This is a genomic window from Pantoea sp. CFCC18179, assembly GCF_059412405.1.
This window is the reverse complement of sequence record NZ_JBNBPM010000001.1, coordinates 899,302-922,953: the sequence shown is the minus strand read 5'-3', so window position 1 is coordinate 922,953 and position 23,652 is coordinate 899,302. Positions and strand designations below refer to the sequence as shown.

21 protein-coding genes and 7 tRNA genes are annotated in these 23,652 nt (G+C 52.3%); 10 read left to right on the top strand and 18 right to left on the bottom strand.

Going from position 1 to position 23,652, the window contains the following annotated elements:
* The first annotated feature begins 86 nt into the window (after window positions 1–86).
* Both ACPUC7_RS04345 and ACPUC7_RS04340 read left to right on the top strand, forming a co-directional pair.
* The gene (locus tag ACPUC7_RS04345) at window positions 87–767 is read left to right on the top strand and encodes a response regulator transcription factor (protein WP_343552509.1); all 681 of its coding nucleotides are present in this window, start codon (window positions 87–89) and stop codon (window positions 765–767) included.
* On the top strand, window positions 764–2,125 hold the full coding sequence (locus tag ACPUC7_RS04340; protein WP_494921890.1) for an ATP-binding protein: 1,362 nt from the start codon (window positions 764–766) through the stop codon (window positions 2,123–2,125). The genes ACPUC7_RS04345 and ACPUC7_RS04340 overlap by 4 nt, the downstream gene beginning before the upstream one ends.
* Window positions 2,126–2,188: 63 nt before the next feature.
* Here ACPUC7_RS04340 and crr read toward each other — a convergent pair whose 3' ends face one another.
* The 5 genes from crr to cysZ form a co-directional block, all read right to left on the bottom strand.
* A complete protein-coding gene (crr, locus tag ACPUC7_RS04335; protein ID WP_494921889.1) occupies window positions 2,189–2,692 on the bottom strand; it encodes a PTS glucose transporter subunit IIA in 504 nt (167 codons plus the stop codon).
* Between the two features lie 41 nt (window positions 2,693–2,733).
* Window positions 2,734–4,461 (bottom strand): phosphoenolpyruvate-protein phosphotransferase PtsI, encoded by a 1,728-nt coding sequence (gene ptsI / locus ACPUC7_RS04330; RefSeq protein WP_494921888.1) that lies wholly within the window; start codon window positions 4,459–4,461, stop codon window positions 2,734–2,736.
* Window positions 4,462–4,618: 157 nt separating this feature from the next.
* Entirely contained in the window at window positions 4,619–4,876 is a 258-nt protein-coding gene (ptsH, locus tag ACPUC7_RS04325) for a phosphocarrier protein Hpr (protein ID WP_007889063.1), read from the bottom strand.
* A 387-nt stretch (window positions 4,877–5,263) separates the two neighbouring features.
* Window positions 5,264–6,235 (bottom strand): cysteine synthase A, encoded by a 972-nt coding sequence (gene cysK, locus ACPUC7_RS04320; protein ID WP_345828818.1) that lies wholly within the window; start codon window positions 6,233–6,235, stop codon window positions 5,264–5,266.
* Between the two features lie 140 nt (window positions 6,236–6,375).
* Entirely contained in the window at window positions 6,376–7,134 is a 759-nt protein-coding gene (cysZ, locus tag ACPUC7_RS04315) for a sulfate transporter CysZ (protein ID WP_494921887.1), read from the bottom strand.
* A 217-nt stretch (window positions 7,135–7,351) separates the two neighbouring features.
* On the opposite strand from cysZ, the gene zipA reads away from it, so the two are divergent.
* The 3 genes from zipA to ACPUC7_RS04300 all read left to right on the top strand — a co-directional run bounded on the left by zipA (window position 7,352) and on the right by ACPUC7_RS04300 (window position 10,633).
* On the top strand, window positions 7,352–8,326 hold the full coding sequence (gene zipA, locus ACPUC7_RS04310) for a cell division protein ZipA (protein WP_494921886.1): 975 nt from the start codon (window positions 7,352–7,354) through the stop codon (window positions 8,324–8,326).
* Window positions 8,327–8,394: 68 nt separating this feature from the next.
* Window positions 8,395–10,413 (top strand): NAD-dependent DNA ligase LigA, encoded by a 2,019-nt coding sequence (gene ligA / locus ACPUC7_RS04305; RefSeq protein ID WP_494921885.1) that lies wholly within the window; start codon window positions 8,395–8,397, stop codon window positions 10,411–10,413.
* Window position 10,414: 1 nt separating this feature from the next.
* Window positions 10,415–10,633, top strand: a complete 219-nt coding sequence (locus tag ACPUC7_RS04300; RefSeq protein ID WP_494921884.1) for a DUF3820 family protein — start codon at window positions 10,415–10,417, stop codon at window positions 10,631–10,633.
* A gap of 30 nt (window positions 10,634–10,663) precedes the next feature.
* Here ACPUC7_RS04300 and ACPUC7_RS04295 read toward each other — a convergent pair whose 3' ends face one another.
* On the bottom strand, window positions 10,664–11,665 hold the full coding sequence (locus ACPUC7_RS04295) for a bile acid:sodium symporter family protein (protein ID WP_494921883.1): 1,002 nt from the start codon (window positions 11,663–11,665) through the stop codon (window positions 10,664–10,666).
* 100 nt (window positions 11,666–11,765) lie between these two features.
* On the opposite strand from ACPUC7_RS04295, the gene ACPUC7_RS04290 reads away from it, so the two are divergent.
* Window positions 11,766–12,686 carry a LysR family transcriptional regulator gene (locus ACPUC7_RS04290; protein ID WP_494921882.1) on the top strand — a complete coding sequence of 307 codons (921 nt, stop codon included), beginning with the start codon at window positions 11,766–11,768 and terminating at the stop codon, window positions 12,684–12,686.
* Here the strand turns inward: ACPUC7_RS04290 and ACPUC7_RS04285 are convergent.
* The 6 genes from ACPUC7_RS04285 to ACPUC7_RS04260 form a co-directional block, all read right to left on the bottom strand.
* Window positions 12,683–13,012: a FlxA-like family protein gene (locus tag ACPUC7_RS04285; protein WP_494921881.1), complete on the bottom strand. Its 330-nt coding sequence runs from the start codon at window positions 13,010–13,012 to the stop codon at window positions 12,683–12,685. The genes ACPUC7_RS04290 and ACPUC7_RS04285 overlap by 4 nt on opposite strands.
* Window positions 13,013–13,173: 161 nt before the next feature.
* Window positions 13,174–13,249: transfer RNA gene (locus ACPUC7_RS04280), tRNA-Lys, on the bottom strand.
* A gap of 4 nt (window positions 13,250–13,253) precedes the next feature.
* Window positions 13,254–13,329, bottom strand: a tRNA-Val gene (locus tag ACPUC7_RS04275).
* A 41-nt stretch (window positions 13,330–13,370) separates the two neighbouring features.
* A tRNA-Val gene (locus ACPUC7_RS04270) sits at window positions 13,371–13,446 on the bottom strand.
* 49 nt (window positions 13,447–13,495) lie between these two features.
* Window positions 13,496–13,571: transfer RNA gene (locus ACPUC7_RS04265), tRNA-Val, on the bottom strand.
* A gap of 49 nt (window positions 13,572–13,620) precedes the next feature.
* A tRNA-Val gene (locus ACPUC7_RS04260) sits at window positions 13,621–13,696 on the bottom strand.
* Window positions 13,697–13,969: 273 nt separating this feature from the next.
* Here ACPUC7_RS04260 and gltX point away from each other — a divergent pair.
* Window positions 13,970–15,391, top strand: a complete 1,422-nt coding sequence (gltX, locus tag ACPUC7_RS04255; RefSeq protein ID WP_494921880.1) for a glutamate--tRNA ligase — start codon at window positions 13,970–13,972, stop codon at window positions 15,389–15,391.
* Between the two features lie 54 nt (window positions 15,392–15,445).
* On the opposite strand, the gene ACPUC7_RS04250 is transcribed toward gltX, so the two are convergent.
* Both ACPUC7_RS04250 and ACPUC7_RS04245 read right to left on the bottom strand, forming a co-directional pair.
* The gene (locus ACPUC7_RS04250) at window positions 15,446–15,799 is read right to left on the bottom strand and encodes a YfeC-like transcriptional regulator (RefSeq protein ID WP_494921879.1); all 354 of its coding nucleotides are present in this window, start codon (window positions 15,797–15,799) and stop codon (window positions 15,446–15,448) included.
* A gap of 111 nt (window positions 15,800–15,910) precedes the next feature.
* Window positions 15,911–16,699 carry a formate/nitrite transporter family protein gene (locus tag ACPUC7_RS04245; RefSeq protein ID WP_494921878.1) on the bottom strand — a complete coding sequence of 263 codons (789 nt, stop codon included), beginning with the start codon at window positions 16,697–16,699 and terminating at the stop codon, window positions 15,911–15,913.
* Window positions 16,700–17,051: 352 nt separating this feature from the next.
* Here ACPUC7_RS04245 and ACPUC7_RS04240 point away from each other — a divergent pair.
* Both ACPUC7_RS04240 and ACPUC7_RS04235 read left to right on the top strand, forming a co-directional pair.
* Window positions 17,052–17,127 (top strand) — tRNA-Ala (locus tag ACPUC7_RS04240).
* A gap of 47 nt (window positions 17,128–17,174) precedes the next feature.
* Window positions 17,175–17,250 (top strand) — tRNA-Ala (locus tag ACPUC7_RS04235).
* A gap of 112 nt (window positions 17,251–17,362) precedes the next feature.
* On the opposite strand, the gene ACPUC7_RS04230 is transcribed toward ACPUC7_RS04235, so the two are convergent.
* The 4 genes from ACPUC7_RS04230 to ACPUC7_RS04215 all read right to left on the bottom strand — a co-directional run bounded on the left by ACPUC7_RS04230 (window position 17,363) and on the right by ACPUC7_RS04215 (window position 22,032).
* Window positions 17,363–18,973, bottom strand: coding sequence for a rhodanese homology domain-containing protein (locus tag ACPUC7_RS04230; protein WP_494921877.1), 1,611 nt, complete (start codon window positions 18,971–18,973; stop codon window positions 17,363–17,365).
* A complete protein-coding gene (locus tag ACPUC7_RS04225; protein WP_494921876.1) occupies window positions 18,966–19,556 on the bottom strand; it encodes a cysteine dioxygenase family protein in 591 nt (196 codons plus the stop codon). Before ACPUC7_RS04225 ends, ACPUC7_RS04230 begins: the two co-directional genes overlap by 8 nt.
* Window positions 19,557–19,560: 4 nt before the next feature.
* Entirely contained in the window at window positions 19,561–20,649 is a 1,089-nt protein-coding gene (locus tag ACPUC7_RS04220) for an LLM class flavin-dependent oxidoreductase (protein ID WP_494921875.1), read from the bottom strand.
* Window positions 20,650–20,841: 192 nt separating this feature from the next.
* A complete protein-coding gene (locus ACPUC7_RS04215) occupies window positions 20,842–22,032 on the bottom strand; it encodes a NupC/NupG family nucleoside CNT transporter (protein WP_343553359.1) in 1,191 nt (396 codons plus the stop codon).
* 369 nt (window positions 22,033–22,401) lie between these two features.
* Here ACPUC7_RS04215 and ACPUC7_RS04210 point away from each other — a divergent pair, with 369 nt between their 5' ends.
* The gene (locus ACPUC7_RS04210; RefSeq protein ID WP_343553358.1) at window positions 22,402–23,643 is read left to right on the top strand and encodes an Nramp family divalent metal transporter; all 1,242 of its coding nucleotides are present in this window, start codon (window positions 22,402–22,404) and stop codon (window positions 23,641–23,643) included.
* Window positions 23,644–23,652: the final 9 nt, after the last annotated feature.

Sequence of the window (23,652 nt, the reverse complement as noted above, 5' to 3'; positions counted from 1 at the left end):
GTAAGCACTGTAAGGATCGCGTAAAATCGGCTGCGCTCGCGGCAGAGTCAGGACAAAATAGCGGCAATTTTGTACGAGAGATAAAAATGAAAATCCTGCTGGTAGATGACGACGTAGAACTTGGCACCATGTTGAGCCAATATCTGATTGCGGAAGGCTTTGAAACGCAATTGGTTTTAACCGGAAGTGCCGGTATTGAAGGCGCGCTTTCGGGCAACTATACCGCCATGATTCTCGACATTATGCTGCCCGATATGAGCGGTATTGATGTGCTGCGTCAGGTGCGCCAAAACAGCCGCTTGCCGGTAATCATGCTGACAGCCAAAGGCGACAACATCGATCGCGTGATTGGCCTTGAAATGGGCGCAGACGATTATATGCCAAAACCGTGCTATCCGCGTGAGCTGGTGGCGCGTTTGCGTGCCGTGTTGCGTCGTTTTGAAGATCAGGTTCCGGTGCCGGATAAGAAAGAGCTGCTGCGCTGGGGCGATCTCAGCCTCAACCCTGCCACGCGCATTACTGAATGGCAGGGCAAAGCCTTTGATCTCACGGCTTCTGAATTCAATCTGCTGGATCTGTTGCTGCGTGCGCCGGATCGTGTGGTATCGAAAGATGAACTGTCGGAAAAAGGTTTGGGCCGTCCGCGTGAAGCCTACGATCGCAGCGTGGATGTGCATATCAGCAACATCCGCCAAAAACTGGCAGCATTAACCGCTGACAGCGTCAACATTGAAACTGTGCGCAGTATTGGTTATCGCATTCGATGAAACACAGCTATCGCGGCCGCATGTTCTGGAAGATCTTGCTGGGCTTTTGGATCGTGTTTGTGATTATCAGCCAGTTATTGTGGTTGGGTTTTACCCTCTCTGGTAATCGTCATGAACCGCCGGAGATTGTCGCGATTCGCCGTATCGTCAATCTGCAAATGGCTTCAGCAGTATCGGTGCTCGAACGTGGTGGGCCAAGTTCGCTGGAAGACATGATGGCCGATTGGGAACCCAACGATCGCCAGTTTTTCTCGGTCATTCAGCATAATAAACCTGCCGCCACGCCGAGTAATGCGCCGCCAGAAACCTTCAGTGCACCGTTTCACGGACCTTTTCCCAATGTCATTGTGCGATGGGTGAAGGGACAAGACGGTAAAGAGTACGAGCTGCGCTACGATGTGAAAGGCCTGCGTGAAGATAGCTCAATGGGCGGCGGCGGGCCGCGTCGCATCCTCAATATCCCAGAACCGATGTTTACCTTCGCAGGCGCGCTAGGGCTGCTGTTTAGCATGTTGTTGGCGTGGAACCTGACGCGCCCGATGCGGCAATTGCGCGAAGGCTTTGCGCGTGTCTCAAGCGGAGATTTGTCGGTGCGGCTTTATCCGGTGATGCGTAAACGTCACGATGAGCTTTCAAACGTGGCGCAGGATTTTGACGCGATGGTGGAGCGCCTCGATACGTTGGTAAAAGCGCGTGAAGAGTTGCTGCATGATATTTCGCACGAACTCCGTTCACCGCTGGCGCGTTTGCAGTTAGCGACCGGGTTGGCCCGTCAAACGCCGGAATCGGTAGAATCTTCGCTTAATCGCATTGATGAAGAAGCACGTCGCCTCGATAAGATGATCGGCGAGTTGTTGACGCTGTCGCGTGCCGAACATGAAAGCATGCCGGGTGAGCAGTATTTCGACCTCACCGGTTTATTGCAGGCGGTGGTGACGGATGTACGCTATGAAGCACAGATTCCGGGCGTCAACGTTGATTTTCAGGTTGATGAGAAAGCGGATTACACCGTGCATGGTAACGCTGAGTTGATTCGACGTGGCGTAGAGAATGTGCTGCGTAATGCGCTGCGTTTTTCGCATCAAGGTCAGCATATCAGCGTGCGCTTGCAGGCGGAAAATCAGTGGCTGGCGATTCGTGTTAGCGATCAGGGGCCGGGCGTTGACGACGAGAAATTGTCGAGCATCTTCGATCCCTTTGTACGCGTTAATTCGCCGCTGATGGGTAAAGGCTACGGCTTGGGGCTCTCTATCGTGCGCAAGGTGATTCTGGCGCATCACGGCGAAGTGCAGGCGGTAAATCGTCCGGAAGGGGGATTGGAGCTGACATTGAAGCTGCCGCGCTGGAAGCAGGATTGATTGTATTGTAATGCACAAACAAAAACGGCACCCAGTGGGTGCCGTTTTACTATTCTGACGATCTTACTTCTTGATGCGGATAACTGGCGTTTCGCCTACCGTTACCGGACCGGAGAGCTTAATCAGGTCTTTGATTTCGTCCATGTTCGAAATCACCACCGGCGTCAGCGTGGATTTTGCTTTCTCTTCCAGCAGAGCCAGATCAAACTCGATCACCACGTCGCCTTTCTTGACCTTCTGGCCTTCTTCAGCGATGCGTTTGAAACCTTCACCTTTAAGCTCAACCGTGTCGATACCGAAGTGAACAAACAGTTCGATGCCGTTATCAGACTCGATTGAAAATGCGTGGTTAGTTTCGAAAATCTTGCCGATAGTACCATCAACCGGAGCAACCATTTTGTTGCCAGTCGGTCTGATTGCGATACCGTCACCCACGATTTTCTCAGCGAATACCACATCAGGCACGTCTTCGATGTTTACGATTTCGCCTGACAGAGGCGCAACAATATCAATCGTTCCTGAAGCGCTCTCTGATTTTTCGCCAAAAAGTTTAGAAAACAAACCCATGATCTTCTCCTAAGCAGTAATTTGAGGCTAGCGTCCGTGGATCAGCAGAGCGTTTTTTCTTTAATGAACTTGTTGACCAAATTCATCAAATCATCCGCTGTCGGTTGATCCAGAGCCTGCTCCGCCAATGCCTTCGCATCTTCGAAATTAGTATTACGAATGATCTTCTTGATGCTTGGGATTGAAATGGCGCTCATGCTGAATTCATCCAGCCCCATTCCCAGTAACAGTAGTGTAGCACGTTCATCACCAGCCAGCTCACCACACATGCCGGTCCATTTCCCTTCGGCATGTGATGCATCGATCACTTGCTTGATGAGGCCCAGAACAGAAGGTGTCATCGGGTTATAGAGGTGTGAAATCAAATCATTACCACGATCGACCGCCAGAGTATACTGCGTCAGGTCGTTTGTCCCAATACTAAAGAAGTCGACTTCTTTCGCCAGGTGACGTGCGATCACCGCTGAAGCTGGCGTTTCTACCATGATGCCCACTTCAATGGTCTCATCAAAGGATTTGCCTTCTTCACGCAGTTGCGCTTTCAGCAGCTCCAGCTCGCCTTTCAGGATGCGAACTTCTTCTACTGAAATGATCATCGGGAACATGATGCGCAGTTTACCGAAAGAGGACGCACGCAGAATCGCACGCAACTGAGCATGCAGAATCTCTTTACGGTCCATCGCGATACGAATCGCACGCCAGCCGAGGAACGGGTTGTCTTCTTTTGGCAGGTTCATGTACGGCAGATCTTTGTCGCCGCCGATGTCCATGGTACGCACGATAACTGCCTGCGAACCGACGGCTTCAGCAACGGCTTTATACGCCTGGAACTGCTCTTCTTCAGTCGGCAGAGAATCGCGATCCATGAACAGGAATTCGGTACGGTACAAGCCAACGCCTTCTGCGCCGTTACGCTCTGCACCGGCGACATCACGCACGGTACCGATGTTGGCACAAACTTCAACCTGATGGCCGTCCAGCGTGATAGCTGGCAGATCTTTCAGTTTCGCCAGTTCGTGTTTTTCAGACAGATATTGAGTCTGAATGGCTTTCAGTTCTTCCTGAACTTCTTCAGAAGGATTGACGTAAATCTTGTTGTTCACGCCATCCAGAATCAGGAAATCGCCGTTCTTCACGGTAGCCGTGACGCTGCCAGTACCGACGATAGCAGGCAATTCAAGCGAACGCGCCATGATTGAGGTGTGAGAAGTACGACCACCCAAATCGGTAATAAAGCCCAGCACCTTTTTCAGGTTCAGCTGTGCCGTTTCTGAAGGCGTTAAATCTTTTGCCACCAGAATGGATTCGTCAGCAATCGCGCTGAGGTCAACAATATGCAGACCAAGGATGTTTTGCAGCAGACGCTTACCGATGTCACGTACGTCAGCCGCACGTTCTTTCAGGTATTCATCGTCTAACTCTTCCAGGGCAACGGCCTGGCCTTCAACCACAGAGTGAGCTGCGGCATCCGCAGTTGCGTGGTCTTTTTTGATGAGGTCGATGATTTCCTGCTCAAGCTCTTCGTCTTCGAGCAGCATGATGTGACCTTCAAAGATCGCAGCTTTCTCTTCACCGAAGGTTTCACCGGCTTTAATGCGGATGGCTTCGAGCTGTGTCGCAGCTTTGCTACGTCCATCGAGGAAGCGCTGAACTTCCTGCTCAACCTGATCGTCGGTAATTTTTTTACGATTAATGACGATCTCATCTTCCTTCAGCAGCAGTGCGTTGCCGAAAGCGATACCCGGTGATGCTAAAATGCCTGAAATCATAACCCTACCTTTTAATCACGATGGCTCATTGACCCGATGCGTCGCCACTGTCGCGGAGCAGTACTCTAAAGATGCAAGAACGCGGACAGGTTGTCCGCGATCAAGATATTTGCACTCAATGGGGCAAAGGGGTCGGTTTAGTTGCGAACTGAGCCGATTACTCCAGCTCAGCCATCAGCTTGACCAGATGCTCAACCGCTTGCTGCTCGTCTTCACCTTCGGCAGACAGCGTAACAACCGTACCTTGAGTCAGACCTAAAGTCTGCAATTTGAACAGGCTTTTCGCGCTGGCAGATTTGCCATTAGAGGTCACAGTGATTTCTGACTGGAAAGCCTTGGCTTCTTTCACGAACTGAGCTGCAGGACGGGTATGAAGGCCGTTAGGTGCGGTAATGGTAACTTCTTGCTGGAACATTCTATTTCCCCAACTTTATCAGGTTTGGTGTTATGGATCTAAAGTCTAGCCTGGAGCCGTAACTTTAGCCTGTGTAGGTGCGCTGGTGTGGCATTAAGCTGACCAAAAAAATGCGCTTGAATGAGTACGTCTATTAGTGACAGATCAAAAACCGTACTTATTCGTCACTCTTCTCATTATGCCGTGATTCGCCGTTTCGCCAAATCAGTAAATCGATTCAGCTTGATCCACTTCAAAGGCAGATTAATTTCAGGCACCGAAATAATTGGAAGGTTAAATACCAGAGCCTTATCACTGAAAGCAATCTGTCTGGTGATAAAAGTGAGATCTACACCACAAAAAAGCACCCATTCGGGTGCTTTTTTCGGCAGTTTCAGACTTTAGTCATCACTGCTGTAATTCTTTCTCTGTGAACAGATCGGCAAATAGCGCGGTACTCAAATAGCGCTCGCCGGAAGAGGGCAGAATCACCACGATATTCTTGTTAGCGAAAGCTTCATCTTCCTGCAACTTCAATGCAGCGGCTACTGCAGCACCCGATGAAATCCCGGCCAGAATGCCTTCTTCTTCCATCAATTGACGTGCGGTGCTGATCGCTTCTTCATTAGTGATGGCGACCACGCGGTCAATCAGTTTCAAATCAAGGTTGCCAGGAATGAAACCGGCACCGATGCCCTGAATTTTATGCGGGCCTGGTTTGATCTCTTCGCCAGCCAGCGCTTGTGCGATAACCGGGGAATCAGTCGGTTCAACCGCTACGGTAATCAGGTCTTTCTTGCCTTTAGTGTTCTTGATGTAGCGGCTTACGCCAGTCAGCGTACCACCGGTGCCGACACCGGCGATGAACACGTCCACTTCACCGTCGGTATCTTCCCAGATTTCTGGGCCGGTGGTTTTTTCGTGGATTTCCGGGTTTGCTGGATTGCTGAACTGCTGCAACAGCACATATTTATCTGGATCGCTGGCGACAATCTCTTCCGCCTTGGCGATGGCACCTTTCATGCCTTTCGGGCCTTCAGTCAGCACCAGATTGGCACCCAACGCTTTCAGCAGCTTACGGCGCTCAATCGACATGGTTTCTGGCATGGTCAGCGTCAGTTTGTAGCCACGCGCCGCGGCGACGTAAGCTAAAGCAATACCGGTGTTGCCGCTGGTCGGTTCAACCAGTTCCACGCCAGGCTTCAAGATTCCGCGTTTCTCCGCGTCCCAAATCATATTGGCACCGATACGGCATTTAATGCTGAAGCTCGGGTTACGCGACTCGACCTTAGCCAGAATGCGGCCGTTACCGATGCGGTTCAGTCGAACCAGCGGCGTATGACCAATTGTCAGAGAGTTGTCTTCATAGATCTTACTCATAGCTCGTCCTTAACTGTATGAAATATTGGGAACCCTCAGAGCATACCTTTTCTTCTTGCAGGCGGAAGGAAAGAAATCGCATATCTATATAGCGCACAACCATAAGCCTTACGCAAAAATGCATAAGGCATTTTAACGCTTTAATGGCGCGCAAGTTGTGGGCGATAACGATCAACCCACATCGCGGTTGCACCGCAGACCGCCACCGGCAAAATCGCTAGGTTAACAATCGGAATCATAGTGAATAGGCTGACTAACGCACCAAACTGCATATTGGCCGTTTTGTGCTGGCGCAATGCCTGACGCATCTGCTGAAAACTCACCTTGTGGTTATCGAACGGATAATCGCAATATTGCACTGAAAGCATCCACGCACTGAATAAAAACCATAGGACTGGCGCCACCGTTTGTCCAAATCCTGGGATGAAATGCAGCAGCAGTAAGCCGATAGCGCGTGGCAAATAGTAGCCGAGCTTCTGCAATTCACGTTTCATGATGCGCGGCACATCTTTAATCATCGCCATCCAGCCGCTGTCCGGTAGCGGCGTGCCGGTTAACCGTCCTTCCAACTGTTCGGCAAGCAAGCCACAGAAGGGTGCCGCAATCAGGTTGGCAAGTGTTGAGAAGAAATAACTGAACACCAGAACGATGGTAATCACCGACAGCGGCCACAGCAGATAACTCAGCCATTGTAGCCAATCTGGAATGTGCGCCATCATCGCCGGAATCCACTCGCCCAAACGCTGGAACAGCCAATAAAAAGCGCCGCCCAGCAGCACAATGTTAATCAGCAGCGGCATGATGACATAGCGACGAATTCCAGGCTGACGCACCAGTTTCCATCCTTCCGCGAAGTAATGAATACCATTAAATGTTGAGACTGAATTCATTCCAGACATAGCGGGCCTTTCTCCTTAATATAGCGGCGCGAACATCATAACCTGTCTTTTTGTCGGCTACAGGCCTGCTTTGCGCGAAAAAACAGCAAAAAAGCGTGGGGCAGCTATCTAATTTGTCAGAAAATACTGCACAGACTTGCACTTGTTTAGCTGGGCAAATACAGTTAGAGGATAAAGTTTGCCGTGGTGGCAAGGTATTGGAACAACAGAGAATACAATGATGCAGGATTTGCGTCTGATATTAATCGTTGTTGGCGCGATCGCCATAATAGCGCTGCTACTTCATGGACTGTGGACCAGCCGTAAAGAGCGCTCCTCCGTGTTTCGCGATCGCCCGCACAAACGTCTGAAACAACGCGAAGAAGCTGATGAAGATCTGCTGAGCGACGAAGATGATGATGGCGTTGGCGAAGTTCGCGTACGTCGTAATCGTGACGCTGATGAAGAATTAGAAATTGCTGCGCGTCCGGTTCAGCCGCCGCGTGCGCCAGAACCAATGCGTCAACCTGCGTCGCGTCATGCCGACCCATTGCTGGGCGATCCGTTGCTGGATGATGAGCCGGAAGTGCGCAAACCTGTGGCACCGCAAGCGCCAGTAGCGAAACCCGCTCCCGCGCCGCAGCCGGTTCAAGCTGATCCACTGCTCGATAACGAACCGCTTTCGGCTACGCAGCCTGCGCCAGAATTCCAGGCGGAAGAAGACGAGCCGGAATATCATCACGACGCGCCGCTGCAGCAAGAACCTGAAGCGCCACAACCTGCTGCTGCGCCAGGCAGTAAGAAAGAAGCGGTATTAGTGCTGCACGTCGCGGCTCATGCTGGCGGCGAGTTGAATGGCGAAGCCTTGTTACAAGGCATTTTGCAGGCTGGCTTCCAGTTCGGCGAAATGAACATTTTCCATCGCCATTTGAGCCCAGCAGGCAGCGGTCCAGTGTTGTTCAGCCTGGCGAATATGGTGAAGCCGGGTTCTTTCGATCCTGACGAAATGGGCAATTTCTCCACGCCGGGCATCTCCATCTTCATGATGGTGCCGTCGTATGGTGATGCGAACCAGAACTTTAAGCTGATGCTGCAATCCGCACAGCGCATCGCCGATGATGTTGGCGGCGTGGTGCTGGATGATGAGCGTCGCATGATGACGCCGCAGAAGCTGGAAACCTACAAATCGCGCATTCGCGAAGTTATCGGTTAATCGCCGGTAATTGAATCAACCCAAATTCAACCCCCGCATGTCGGGGGTTTTTTATCGGATAAGAGACTATGAAATCGGTTCAGGAGCAGATCACCGCGCTGCGCACCACGTTACGTCACCACGAATATCTCTATCACGTGATGGATACGCCTGAAATTCCGGACGCAGAATATGACCGATTGATGGGACAACTGCGCGAGTTGGAAGCTACGCATCCAGACTTAATTACGCCCGATTCTCCTACACAACGTGTTGGCGCAGCACCGCTGGCCGCATTTGAGCAGGTGCGCCATGAAGTCCCGATGCTGTCGCTGGATAACACCTTTGATGAAGCCGGTTTTCTCGCCTTCAATAAACGCGTGCAGGATCGCCTTAAAAGCACTGACGAACTGACTTATTGCTGTGAACTGAAGCTGGATGGTTTGGCGGTAAGCTTGCTGTATGAAGATGGCTTGTTGGTGCGCGCTGCAACGCGCGGTGATGGCACCACCGGCGAGAACATCACGGCGAACGTGCGCACTATCCACGCAATCCCGCTGCGCCTGCATGGCGACAACATTCCCGCGCGCGTAGAAGTGCGTGGCGAAGTGTTTATCACCGAAAGCGGCTTTGAAAAGCTAAATGAAGAAGCGCGTCGCACTGGCGCGAAAGTCTTTGCCAATCCACGTAATGCGGCGGCGGGTTCACTGCGACAGCTTGATCCGCGCATTACCGCCAAGCGCCCATTAACCTTCTTCTGCTACGGTTTTGGCCTGTTAGAAGGCGGTGAAATGCCTGCCAGCCATTGGCAACGTCTGCAACAGTTTAAGGCGTGGGGATTGCCGGTCACCGATCGGATTCGTTTGGCGCATAGCGCAGAAGAAGTGTTGGCGTTTTATCGCCAGGTTGAGCAAGAACGCCCGTCGCTCGGCTTTGATATAGACGGCGTGGTGATTAAAGTCGATTCGCAGGCGCTGCAAGAGCAGCTCGGCTTTGTGGCGCGAGCACCACGTTGGGCGGTTGCTTTTAAATTTCCGGCGCAGGAGCAGATGACGTTTGTGCGCGATGTTGAATTCCAGGTGGGCCGCACTGGCGCAATTACGCCGGTTGCGCGACTGGAGCCGGTGCAGGTTGCGGGCGTGGTTGTCAGTAATGCGACGTTGCATAACGCTGATGAAATCGCACGCCTGGGTTTACGTATCGGCGATAAAGTGGTGATTCGCCGTGCGGGCGATGTTATTCCGCAGGTCGTCAACGTGGTGGAGTCAGAACGTCCCGAAGACACGCGTGAAATTGTGTTCCCGAGCCATTGTCCAGTATGTGGTTCTGACGTTGAACGTGTCGAAGGTGAGGTGGTGACGCGCTGCACCGGCGGGTTGATTTGCGGCGCACAGCGCAAAGAAGCGCTCAAACATTTCGTCTCGCGCCGTGCGATGGACGTGGATGGCATGGGCGACAAAATCATCGACCAACTGGTGGAAAAAGAGTACGTCTTAACCCCCGCCGATCTATTCCGTCTGACTGCCGGCAAGCTCACCGGTTTAGATCGCATGGGGCCGAAATCGGCGCAAAACGTGGTTGATGCGCTGGAAAAAGCCAAGCTCACCACCTTGCCACGCTTCCTGTATGCGCTGGGCATTCGCGAAGTGGGTGAAGCCACCGCAGCAAACCTCGCCAATCATTTCGGCGAGTTGGAAAAAGTAATGAATGCCGATCTCGATGCGCTGATTGAAGTGCAGGATGTGGGCAAAGTCGTCGCTACTCACGTGCGCAATTTTATGGATGAAGAGAGCAACCGAGCGGTGATCCGCGAGCTCACCGATGAAATTGGCGTGCACTGGCCGCAGGTTGAAGTGGTTAATGCCGCAGAGATTGACAGTCCGTTTGCCGGTAAAACCGTGGTCTTAACTGGCTCGCTGTCACAGATGAATCGTGATGATGCCAAAGAACGTTTAGTGGCGCTGGGCGCTAAAGTCAGCGGCAGCGTTTCGAAGAAAACCGATTTGCTGATTGCGGGTGAAGCGGCAGGCTCTAAGCTGGCGAAAGCGCAGGAATTAGGTATTCCGGTGATTGACGAAGCGGAAATGATTCGTCTGCTGGGGGCTTAAGATGGATAAACAGCAGTTGGTTGAAATCGCCAATACCGTTATGCCGTTTGGCAAGTACAAAGGGCGCGTCATCATCGACTTGCCGGAAGAGTATTTGCTGTGGTTTGCGCGCAAAGATGAGTTTCCCGCCGGTAAGTTAGGCGAGCTGATGCAACTGACATTAGCAATTAAGATTGAAGGGCTGGAAAGTTTAGTCAAACCGCTGAAGCGCAGCGAATAGTAAAAAGGCCCGCATTTGCGGGCCTTTTGCTTAAGACTTTTGTGTTTCGACTTGCTGCTGTGCGAGCTTTTTCTCATTACCCGCTTTGTAGCGCTGGGCGATGAATGAGCACACCATCAATTGCACCTGATGGAAGATCATCAGCGGCAACACAATAATCCCCACCGAGGCGGCCGGGAACAGGATGTTAGCCATTGGCACGCCATTCGCCAGACTCTTCTTCGAACCACAGAACAACACGGTGATTTCATCGGCGCGGCTGAAGCCAAACAAGCGCGAGGCACCAAGGTTGATCGCCAGTGCGACAAACAGAATCACTAAGCTGCCCGCCAGAATCCACAGCAAAGTATCCAGACCTACGCGATGCCAGATACCATTCACCACCGCTTCACTAAAGGCGGAGTAAACCACTAACAGGATTGACGTTTGGTCGGTTTTACCAATCAGGCTGCGATTTTTCTCCACCCAACCGCCAATCCAGCGACGAGACATATGGCCCACTACAAACGGCACCAGCAGTTGCAGCATGATTTTGCCAATCTGCTCCAGGCCATTGCCCGGCATTTCGCTGTGCACGTTCATCACCAGATTCACCAGCAATGGCGAGATAAATACACCCAGCAGGCTTGAGGCTGAAGCTGCGCACACTGCGGCAGCGACGTTGCCGCCGGCCATTGAGGTAAAGGCAATCGCGGATTGCACGGTAGCAGGCAGGATGCACAGATAAATGAAGCCGGTATAAATTTCTGGGCCGACATTCACCGGATGCCACCACACGAGCAGCAGGCCAAGAATCGGGAACACCACGAAGGTGCTGCACATAATCCACAAGTGCAAACGCCAGTGGCTGCTACCGGCGATGATCTTCTCACGTGACAATTTCGCGCCATGCATGAAGAACAGCAGGGCGATGGCCGCCGTGGTGAGGTACTCGAAGAAATCGACGAAGCCGCCTTTGGCCGGTAAGAAACTGGCTAACAGCACGGTGATGATGAGTTTAACCATCATCGGATCGAGGCGTAAAAATCCCATTGTTACAATCCGGTTAAATGTAAAAAAGATGGTGCTGATTGTGCGCCAGCTTGGTTTAGAAATAAAATTGATTTATTGCATCAATCTATGAGTAATATCGATGAATTACACTTTACGTCAGTTACGCACCTTCGTGGCGGTCGCCCATCACGGTAGTTTCAGTTTAGCAGGGCAAGCAATTGGCCTCAGCCAGTCAGCGGTCAGCCACAGTATCAAAGAATTGGAAGCGGAAATCGGCGTGCGTTTGCTGGATCGCACCACGCGTGAAGTGATGTTGACCGAAGCGGGGCAACAGCTGGCAACGCAGTTAAAACGCTTATTGGAAGAACTCAATAACACGGTTTTGGATGTGCGCAGCTATGGCGAACAGCGCAGTGGCACGGTGCGAGTCGCGGCTAGCCAAACGCCGTCGGCGCATTTAATGCCGCAATGCCTGGCGAGTAGCCAACAGCGCTATCCCGATATTCGTGTCATCTTGCATGATCGCGTTCAGCAATGGGTGCTGCAAAGCGTGCGTAATGCCGAGGTGGATTTTGGCATCGTGATTGGCCCGCTTAATGACACCGATTTCGACAGCGAGGAGATTCTGCAAGAGCCGTTCTTGTTGTTGTGCCATGAGGATGATGCGTTAGCGCAAGTTGATGAGGCGCAATGGTCGATGCTGGCGGGGCGCAATTTGGTGCTGCAAGATTATGCGTCCGGCAGCCGCTTGCTGGTCGATGCCGCGCTGCAACAGTTGTCATTAAGCGTCAATGTGGTGCAGGAAATCGGTCACCCGGCAACGCTGTATCCGATGGTGGAAGCGGGGATTGGCATCAGTATTTTACCCGCGTTGGCCTTGCCGTTGCCGTCAGGACGCAAACTCACCGTGCGACGTTTATATCCGGAAATCAATCGCAGCCTGATGCTGATTAAACGCAAAAACCGCTCGCTGACACCGGCAGCCGAAGCCATCTGGCAAGAAGTGCGCCAGCAGGCAGCCCTGCTGACGCAACAACGCATGTTGAAACCTGCGTTTTAAACGTAAACGTTGATCTGATTGGTGTCCGTCGGCCGATTAATGCCGTCGGCTTTGGTGGCGGCAGGTTGCTGTGTTTCCTGCTTCTGCTGCGCTTTTTCAGCTTGCTGCTGCTCAATCTGCGCGATTTGCGCTTCAATCATCTGAATCTGCGATTCCAGCAACTGCTCCTGTTCAGATTTTTGTTCATCTGTCAGCGTATCGTCGCTAGAAAGATCTTTCAGCTGCTTGGTGATGCTTTGAATCTGTTTATTGAGACTGGCAATTTCTGAAGTAGAACCGCCGCCACTGCTGGCGGTACTGATGCTACTGACACCTGATATAGACATGGTTTTCTCCTTGCAATAGACCATTATCGTTATCGGCAAGGGGCGAAAACGTCTTGAGGGCACGGAGTGTTAAGCTTGCGAAAAGGTTGTGTTGGGATTTAGCGAGTGAGGTCAGCATTTTACGCATAGCAAAAAGGCGCCTTTAGGGCGCCTTTCTACATTGGTGGGTCGTGCAGGATTCGAACCTGCGACCAATTGATTAAAAGTCAACTGCTCTACCAACTGAGCTAACGACCCGAAGTGGTGGGTGATGACGGGCTCGAACCGCCGACCCCCTCCTTGTAAGGGAGATGCTCTACCAACTGAGCTAATCACCCACTTCGGTACTGCTTAACAAGAGTGTCATCTGACTGAGATATGGTGGGTGATGACGGGCTCGAACCGCCGACCCCCTCCTTGTAAGGGAGATGCTCTACCAACTGAGCTAATCACCCATATCTTATCTCTTGTTCACTGCGGGCCACCTCTAACCCTTCTAAAGAGTGGTGGGTGATGACGGGCTCGAACCGCCGACCCCCTCCTTGTAAGGGAGATGCTCTACCAACTGAGCTAATCACCCATATCTTATCTCTTGTTCACTGCGGGCCATCTTTAAACCTTCTAAAGAGTGGTGGGTGATGACGGGCTCGAACCGCCGACCCCCTCCTTGTAAGGGAGATGCTCTACCAACTGAGCTAATCACCCCCGCTGTGTGGAGTCGCATTATAGGGATCCTTCAAAGTGAGTCAACGGTTTTTAAAACTTAAATGTGCGTTCGCTTTAAAAATAATCATCGTGGGGCGGTTTTAGCCAATGTGCTGGTTTTATTAGCAGAAAAGCACACCACAAACAGCGTAGCCGTCGCGACAATCATTGAGGAATCATCCTCACCTGCTAGAATATGCGCACTGTTTTTTCGCGTTAACCCATTTTTTTGTCATCCAGACAATGAAATCTGCGCATTTAAGGCAATGCTGAATGAAAATCAAAACTCGCTTCGCACCCAGCCCAACGGGCTACCTGCACGTGGGCGGTGCTCGTACTGCTCTTTACTCGTGGCTTTATGCTCGTCACAACAAGGGCGAATTTGTACTGCGCATTGAAGATACCGATCTGGAGCGTTCCACCCCGGAAGCTATCGAAGCCATTATGGATGGTATGAACTGGTTGAGCCTGAACTGGGATGAAGGCCCTTATTACCAGACCAAACGTTTCGAACGCTATAACGCGGTCATCGACGAGATGCTGGAAGCGGGCACAGCCTATAAATGCTATTGCAGCAAAGAGCGTTTAGATGCGCTGCGTGAAGAGCAGATGGAGAAGGGCGAGAAGCCGCGTTACGACGGACGTTGCCGCGACAGCCATGAACATCATGCGGCTGATGAGCCGTGCGTGGTGCGTTTCCGCAACCCACAAGAAGGTTCGGTGATTTTTGACGACCAGATTCGTGGTCCGATTGAATTCAGCAACCTGGAACTGGATGACCTGATCATTCGCCGTACCGACGGTTCGCCAACCTACAACTTCTGTGTGGTGGTCGACGATTGGGATATGGGCATCACCCACGTCATTCGTGGCGAAGACCATATCAACAACACGCCGCGCCAGATCAACATCCTGAAAGCTATCGGTGCTGAAGTGCCGACTTACGCGCACGTTTCTATGATCCTTGGCGATGACAGCAAAAAACTGTCTAAACGTCATGGTGCAGTCGGCGTGATGCAATACCGTGATGACGGTTATCTGCCGGAAGCATTGCTGAACTATTTGGTGCGTCTGGGTTGGTCTCACGGCGATCAGGAAATTTTCAGCGTGCCAGAGATGGCCGAGCTATTTACCCTGGATGCGGTCAGCAAATCTGCCAGCGCATTCAACACTGAAAAGTTGCAGTGGTTGAACCATCACTACATTAATACGCTGCCACCGGAATATGTCGCGACGCAGCTGCAATGGCACATTGAACAGCAGAAGATCGACACCCGCACCGGTCCAGAACTGGCCAAGTTGGTGACGCTGTTGGGCGAGCGTTGCAAAACGCTGGTCGAAATCGCCGCTTCTTGCCGTTACTTCTATGAAGAGTTTGAAGCCTTTGATGCCGATGCAGCCAAGAAGCATCTGCGTCCAGTTGCGCGTCAACCGCTGGAAGTGGTGCGCGACAAACTGGCAGCAATCAGTGATAGCGACTGGAACGCGGAGAATGTGCATAACGCCATTCAGGCCGCAGCCGATGAGCTGGAACTGGGGATGGGCAAAGTCGGTATGCCATTGCGTGTAGCGGTAACCGGTGCGGGTCAATCGCCAGCATTGGACGTGACGGTTGAAGCGATTGGCCGCAGTCGCAGCGTGGCGCGTATCGAGAAAGCGCTAGCCTTTATTGCCGAGCGCGAAGCCAACGCATAATGTGATGAACTTAGTTCGATAAAAAAGCCGGAAGCACATGCTTCCGGCTTTTTTTTATTCTTCCTGAATCCCCAGACGTTCCAATACGCCGCGAATTCCCTCACGCAATAACAACGCGGCAAATTGATCTTGCTCCGCCGTTGTCATTTGCTGGACAGAATTTATTAATAACGCAGGTAACGTATTTTGTTGTGCACCGTAATTAGCCGCCGGTTCGTTCGCGTGGCGGGTGGATTGAACAAAGCTTTTTACGCGTTCATCGATGTGGATCAATCGCGCTTTACCGCCCTGAACGCCGGGTTTTGGCGTGGTTGTCCAGTTTTCACGCTTAATCCACTTATTCACCGTTTGCCGACTGTAGCCCGTTTCCAGCGCGAGCTCCTCGGGGGTTAGCCATTCCTTTTTCACGATGCTGTCCCTGTTAAATACATTAGCTGTACATATTACAACAAAACGTAACGGGGAGAAGTAACCTGAACAGAAAATGCCTTTTGCTGTGAAACAAAAGGCAAAATTTCGTTATTGCGCTTCGCTAACTGTGGATTTTTCTGGACGGAAGGCGATGAAATAGGTGAGACCAACAAAAATGGCTCCACCCACGCCGTTACCGAGGAACACGGCAACCACGTTTGGCGCAAAATCAGCCCAGGCCATCTGCCCGGCAAAAATGGCGGCTGGAACGATAAACATGTTAGCGATGACGTGCTGGAAACCGATCGCGACAAACGCCATCACCGGGAACCACATGCCAAAGATTTTCCCCACTACATCTTTACTGGCAAACGCCAGCCACACCGCTAAACACACCAGCCAGTTACACCCGATGCCAGAAATAAAGGCATGCAGGAAATCGGCATTCACTTTGGCATGGGCAATCGCCACGGTTTTCTTTAAGTAATCGCCTTCGGTCATGCCCAGCATGTGGCCAAAGAACCAGGCAACAGCAACGCTGCCAATAAAGTTGGCGATGGTGACCCAAAACCAGTTACGCAACACGCTGAAGCCGCTAATACGACGCGCGAACCAGGCAATTGGCATAGTCATCATGTTGCCGGTCAGCAGCTCACCGCCGGCCAGCACCGTCATGATCAAACCGACCGGGAACACCGCAGCGCCGAGCAGCACGCCGAATGAACCCCATTCTGGCGGCAATTGGTTGATGACATGCAGATCGAGCAGGAAGCCGGTGGCAATAAATGCACCCGCCATAAAGCCAAGAATTAATAAGGTGGAAACAGGCAGACGGCTTTTAGCCACGCCAGCTTGAATCGCCAGTTGAGCGATCTCTTTAGGTGTATGCAGCGACATAGTTCACTTTTCTTTTATTAAACAAGGAGGTATTTGCTGGCCGGTCTAAGAGATAAAACCCTGGAAGGTGGACCGGTTAATTAGCGCGCTAAGTTTTACACGCACCATTAACGAAAACAAGACTATTCCTAACATCTTTAACCAGTAGTTAACGTTGGTTTAGTGGTAAGCGAGTAACAAATCGCCGTTAAATGGCTTTAGCCGCAAGGGAGTCGCTGAAAAAAAAGCCATGCTGGTACGGGGTTGCCGCCTTTTTCAGCGATCGAACACAGAACGAGAATTTGACGTTGACACTCAAGAGGCGGTTTCATATTATGCCGTCCGTCGAGTTTACTCGGCAGTTTTTCGGTTCGGGGGTATAGCTCAGCTGGGAGAGCGCTTGCATGGCATGCAAGAGGTCAGCGGTTCGATCCCGCTTATCTCCACCAAACAAACCCCTTCCCAAGGGTTTGACCGAAAAATGATTTCCAGATGTGGGGGTATAGCTCAGCTGGGAGAGCGCTTGCATGGCATGCAAGAGGTCAGCGGTTCGATCCCGCTTATCTCCACCAAATCTTTGTTCGTTCCGAACACTCAAAATCAATAAAACACCACAAACTCATGCAGTGCATTTAGCGCTTTTTCGTTGCTATGGCCGCCATTGCTGACGACCCCGTTCTATGGTCAGGCATTTACCGCCTGCAACTGCAACACGCGGAAACCGTGCGTGCCATCGCGATCCAGCTGTGCCACCAAACCGTATTCCCAATCAAGATAAGCCTGCATCACGCCTGGTTCGATATCGGTGCCTTCATACGGACGGCGATAGCGATCAATCGGCGGTGACAATAAATGCTGCTCGCCTTGCTCGGTTGGCAATCCGGCTGCACGCCATGCGGCATTACCGCCTTCCAGTACAAATACCGGTTTGCCGGTTAACGCTGCGACTTGCTCCACCGCATAACCGGCCAGCAAGCTACTGCCGCAAGTCAGCACATAGCGACGTGCTGCTGGCAGCAGCGCGTTACCTTGCTGTTGCAGCGTAGAGCGCAGCAGCCAGGCCGCGCCGGGAATGTGGCTGTTAAGGTGATTGGCGCGCGTGGTGAAATCCAGCACCTGGGTTTGGCCTTCGTCCAGCCATGTTGCCAACTGCTGCGGTGACACCAATTCAGGGGCTGCAACCGGCGGCACCTGCGCTTTCCAGTTACCGGTTGTGCTGAAATCACTGCTCTGCAACTCGTCTAAAACCGCAACCTGCCAACCTAATTGCGCCAGCCAGGATGCGGTCATATTGGCGCGTACGCCGTCATTATCAATCAGCACAATGCGCGCGCCGCGCACGCTGGCGTAATGATCGGTTTCCTGCACCAATTGGCCGCCTGGCACATGGCGGCTGCCCGGCAAATGTCCCGCTGCATACTCTTCAGTATCACGCACATCAAACAGATAGGTGGTGCGATTTTCTTGCTGCCAGCGTTTTAACGTTGCCAGCGGAATGCGCTCCACACCTGCGCGATCGGCAATGTTGCGCGCATTGTTGGCGGCCTGACGCTGCGCGGTTTCGCTGCTTGCGCCATAACGGCGTTGCTGACCTTTATCCAGCGCATGTCCCGCCAACGTCCAGCCAATGGTGCCGTTGCGCAGTGCGAATACTGGATTACGGATCCCGGCATTAACCAGCGATTGCGTACCAATAATGCTGCGAGTACGTCCTGCGCAGTTAACAATCACCGTGGTTTCGGGCGAAGGGGCAAGATCGCGCACGCGCAGCACCAACTCGCCACCGGGCACACTGGTGGCACCGGGAATGCTCATGGTTTGATATTCGTCGAAGCGACGCGCATCCAGCACCACCACATTGGCATCGCTGTTGATCAACTGATGTACTTCATCGGCGGACAGCGACGGCGTGCGATTGTGGTGCTCCACCAGTTCGCCGAACGCTTTACTCGGTGAGTTAACGTCAATAAACAACTCGCCGCCTGCCGCTTGCCATCCGGCCAAATCATCGGCCAACAGTGCGACATTGCTGTATCCCAGCGCGGCGATGCGTTCAGCCGCGGTTTGCGCCAGACCTTCACCGTTGTCGTACAACGTGATTGCAGTCGCGCGTTGTGGAATGCGATCCAGCAACTCAAGTTCTAGTTTTGATAGCGGAATATTCACCGCGAACAGCGGATGCGCGGTGGCAAATAGCGCTTCATCGCGCACATCGACAATTGCCACTTCCTGCTGCTGGCGTAGAGCCGCGATAATGTCCGCCGCCTGGCGCAAAGGGAAAACCGGTTTAGTCATGTGAAAGATCCCAAATATTCGGTAAGTAACGGTTGCTGTAACCGGAGATAAAGACTTTTTCGCTGCCGTCTTCGCGGTACACCGCGCGTTTAACTGCACCAATGTTGGCGCCATACACGTGAATGCTGATGGAAGCGCGGTCGTCGAATGCATTGCTAACGCGATGGATATCGCCCACCGTGGGCGATACCGCTTCTACACTGCCGGGATCGAGCCGCACGGGCGCGCCTTGCGGCTGTAAGCCATTGGGGCCCGGTTGCCACGATTGCGAAATTTCTGCGCCACGCAGCATGCCAATCAATCCCCACACGCGATGATCATGGATCGGCGTTTGCTGGCCTGGCCCCCAAACGAAACTCACCACCGAAAAGCGCTGTTGCGCATCGGCGTGCAGCAGATATTGCTGGTAATGCTCGGCATGCGGTTGAGTAAAGGCTTCATCCAGCCAATCGTCATGGCGGATCAACTCGCCAAGCCATTCACTGCCATGTTGCAAAATCGTGGCTTCGTCCGGCTTCGTATCAAGCAAACCGGCCAAATTGGCGACGAAATCACGCAGGCGTTGATGCTGATATTGGCTCATGATTTCAGGCGCTCCGTTTTTCAGCATCGGACAACGCCGCCACTTTTTCTCGTGTCAGCGGAATCAGCTCGCGGCCATACTCCACCGCATCGTTGAGTGGATCGAAGCCACGAATCAGCACGCTGTGAATGCCGAGGCGATAATATTCCAGCAGTGCATCCGAAACCTGTTCAGGCGTGCCAACCAGCGCTGTGGAGTTGTAGCCGCCTTGCACCAGTTTTGCGACGCCGGTCCACAGTACTTTGTCGAGGCGATCGCCTTCATTGGCTGCTGCCAGCAAACGTTGTGCGCCAACGCTTTGTGGCTTGGCTTTGCCAAAGGCAAAACCGCTTTCATTGAGTTGTTTCTCAGCGTTGGCGCGAATATGTTCGGCGCGTTCCCACGCTTCTTTTTCGGTTTTGCCGAGAATCGGGCGGAATGAGATGTTGAAGTTAATCTCACGACCATGTTGCGCGGCGGCCGCGCGTACGGTGCGTACCGTCTCTGCTGCGCCTTTCAACGGTTCTCCCCATAGCGCAAACACGTCGGCGTGGCGTGCCGCGACATCAATCGCTTCTTGTGACGATCCGCCAAAGTAGACCGGCAATTTTTTCTGCAGCGGTTTAATCGCCGAGAACGCTTGCTCGGCCTGATAAAACTGGCCTTGATGATCATATGGCTGCGACGACTCCAGACTCTGCTTTAACACCGTCAGGAATTCATCGCTGCGCGCATAACGTTCGGCTTTATTGAGGAAATCGCCATCACGACGCTGCTCGGCATCGCTGCCGCCGCTGATGATGTGCACCGCTAAACGCCCGTCGGTAAGGTGATCCAGCGAGGCCAATTTGCGTGCCGCCAGCGTTGGCGAGACAAAACCCGGACGATGCGCCAACAAAAACTTCAGCGTAGAAGTTTGCGCAGCGGCATGCGCGGTGACTAAAAAGCCATCCGGTTGATCCGACCAATAGCCAACCAAAATACGATCAAAACCGGCGGCTTCATGCGCGCGGGCAAAACGTGCGATGTAATCTTTATCGAACAGCGGGCCGCTGGCCGGGATGATTTCTGAGGCGAGGCGGTGGCCAATCATGCCAAGGAATTGAATGCTCATGCGGTTCTCCTGATGTGATGTCATGGAGAAAAACTACGGGCGTAGGCGCTATGAACGGAAATTCAATATTGTGCAAAGGTTTTGCGATTAACGGTGAAGCGGTGAATGGCGGGAAGAAGAGAGGATAAAACCAGGATAGAACGGATAGAAATAATTAAGAAGAGAAGGGCGAGCCGCAGCTCGCCCTGTCGATCAGAAGGCCAACACCAGACCGGCGATGGCGGCTGAAAGTACGCTCACCAATGTTGAGCCGTACAGCAGTTTCAAGCCGAAACGTGAAACCACGTTGCCTTGTTCTTCGTGCAGACCTTTAATCGCACCTGCCACGATTCCGATAGAGGAGAAGTTAGCAAAGGAGACCAGGAACACTGAAAGAATGCCTTCCGAAGTTGGCGTCAGTTGACCCGCGATTTTCTGCAAATCCATCATGGCGACAAATTCGTTAGAAACCAGTTTGGTTGCCATGATGCTACCCACTTGCAGCGCTTCGTGCGCCGGCACGCCCATCACCCAGGCAAATGGATAGAACACGTAACCCAACACGCCCTGGAAGCTGATGCCGAAAATCATGTCGAACAGCGCGTTCAGACCGGTAATCAACGCGATGAAACCAATCAGCATCGCGGCAACAATCATCGCCACTTTGAAACCGGCAAGGATGTATTCACCCAGCATTTCAAAGAAGCTTTGACCTTTATGCAGATCCTGCAATTGCAGATCTTCTTCGCTATCAACGCGATATGGGTTGATCAGCGACAGCACAATAAAGGTGCTGAACATGTTCAGTACCAGCGCTGCTACCACGTATTTTGGCTGCAACATGGTCATGTAAGCACCCACAATCGACATTGAAACCGTCGACATCGCGGTCGCTGCCATGGTGTACATGCGGCGCTGTGACATTTTGCCAAGGATATCTTTATAGGCGATGAAGTTTTCTGACTGTCCCAAAATCAGAGAGCTGACCGCGTTAAAGGATTCCAGTTTGCCCATGCCATTAATTTTTGACAGCACCGTACCGATACCGCGGATTACCCACGGCAGAATGCGGAAATGCTGCAAAATACCGATCAACGCAGAGATGAAGATGATTGGGCAAAGTACGTTGAGGAAGAAGAACGCCAGGCCTTTTTCGCTCATATTGCCAAACACGAAGTTGGTACCTTCGGCGGCATATTTGAGCAGATGATCAAAGAAACCTGCAAAGCCCTGCACAAAGCCGAGACCGATGGATGAGTTCAGGAAGAACCATGCCAGCAGCAACTCAATGACCAGAAGTTGAACGATATAACGAATGCGAATGCTTTTACGATCGTTGCTGACCAGCAAGGCCAGTGCAGCAACTACCACCAGTGCTAAAATAAATTGCAAAACATGGGACATATCGGCTCCAAATTTGAGGAGGGTTGTATTTTGCTGCGTATTCTATGTAACGCGTTACTTAAAAACGAGATCAAAACCACATTATAAGTATTCGATATCGCCTTATTTCTCAGATAAGTCTCACCCATCACAACCCGATTACAAATTCTTCACAAGAAATATCCACAAAAACATTGTCTATAAAATGAGCCAAGAGTAGAGTCAATTCCATTGCCAATACGTTTGGTGAGAACGCACTTTACCCAAATGTATAGCAATGGCTATACTTCATAGCACCATCTATTAATACAATAACTATAACCACATTTCACTTGCCTTGCTTACCCCTTAAGCTGCTCGGGTCAACAAGCATTAAGACAGGGTACAACTATGTTAGAAAGCCGCACCGCCGAGCGCGCTGCTCGCGGAGCCAGAAAGATCAAACTCGCGCTGCTGGGGCCCGCTTTTATTGCGGCGATTGGCTACATCGATCCCGGCAACTTTGCGACTAACATTCAGGCCGGCGCTGCCTACGGCTATAAGCTGCTATGGGTGGTGGTGTGGGCAAACGTCATGGCGATGTTGATCCAGTTAATGTCGGCCAAGCTGGGCATTGCCACCGGCAAAAATCTTGCGGAACACATTCGCGATCGCTTCCCACGTCCGGCGGTGTGGTTCTATTGGGTGCAGGCGGAAATCATCGCTATGGCTACCGATTTGGCCGAATTCATTGGCGCGGCGCTCGGCTTTAAATTGCTGCTCGGCATTTCACTGTTGCAAGGCGCGGTGTTAACCGGCATCGCCACTTATCTGATTTTGATGCTGCAAAGCCGTGGCCAGAAACCGCTGGAACTGGTGATTGGCGGCCTGCTGCTGTTTGTTGCCGCAGCCTATATTGTTGAGCTTTTTTTCTCGCAGCCAAAAGTAAGCGAATTGGTGATCGGCATGGCGTTGCCATCGTTGCCCACTTCTGACGCGGTATTTCTGGCCGCTGGTGTGCTAGGCGCAACCATCATGCCGCACGTGATTTATCTGCACTCGGCGCTGACGCAGCATGGCAATGTCGGCAGCAAAGCGGAGCGTTACTCCTCGACCAAGCTGGATGTTTCCATCGCCATGACCATCGCCGGCTTTGTTAATCTGGCGATGATGGCCACCGCCGCCGCGGCATTTCACTTCAGCGGCCATTCCAGCATTGTCGATCTCGACCAGGCGTATTTGACGCTGCAACCGCTGCTCGGTCACGCCGCCGCGATTGTCTTCGGCTTAAGTTTGGTGGCAGCCGGTCTCTCTTCCACCGTGGTCGGGACCTTGGCGGGGCAGGTGGTAATGCAGGGCTTTATTCGCTTCCACATTCCGCTGTGGTTCCGCCGCACCATCACTATGTTGCCTTCCTTTATTGTGATTTGGGCCGGCTGGGATCCGACACGCATTTTGGTGATGAGCCAGGTGCTGCTGAGTTTTGGTATTGCGCTGGCGTTGATCCCGCTTTTGTCGTTTACCGGCAATCGTGAATTGATGGGCGATGAGATGGTTAACTCGCGGCTGATGCAGAATGCCGGGCGATTGATTGTGGTGTTGGTGATTGCGTTGAATCTTTACTTACTGGTCGGTGAAGCGCTCGGCTGGTAACGGTGCGAC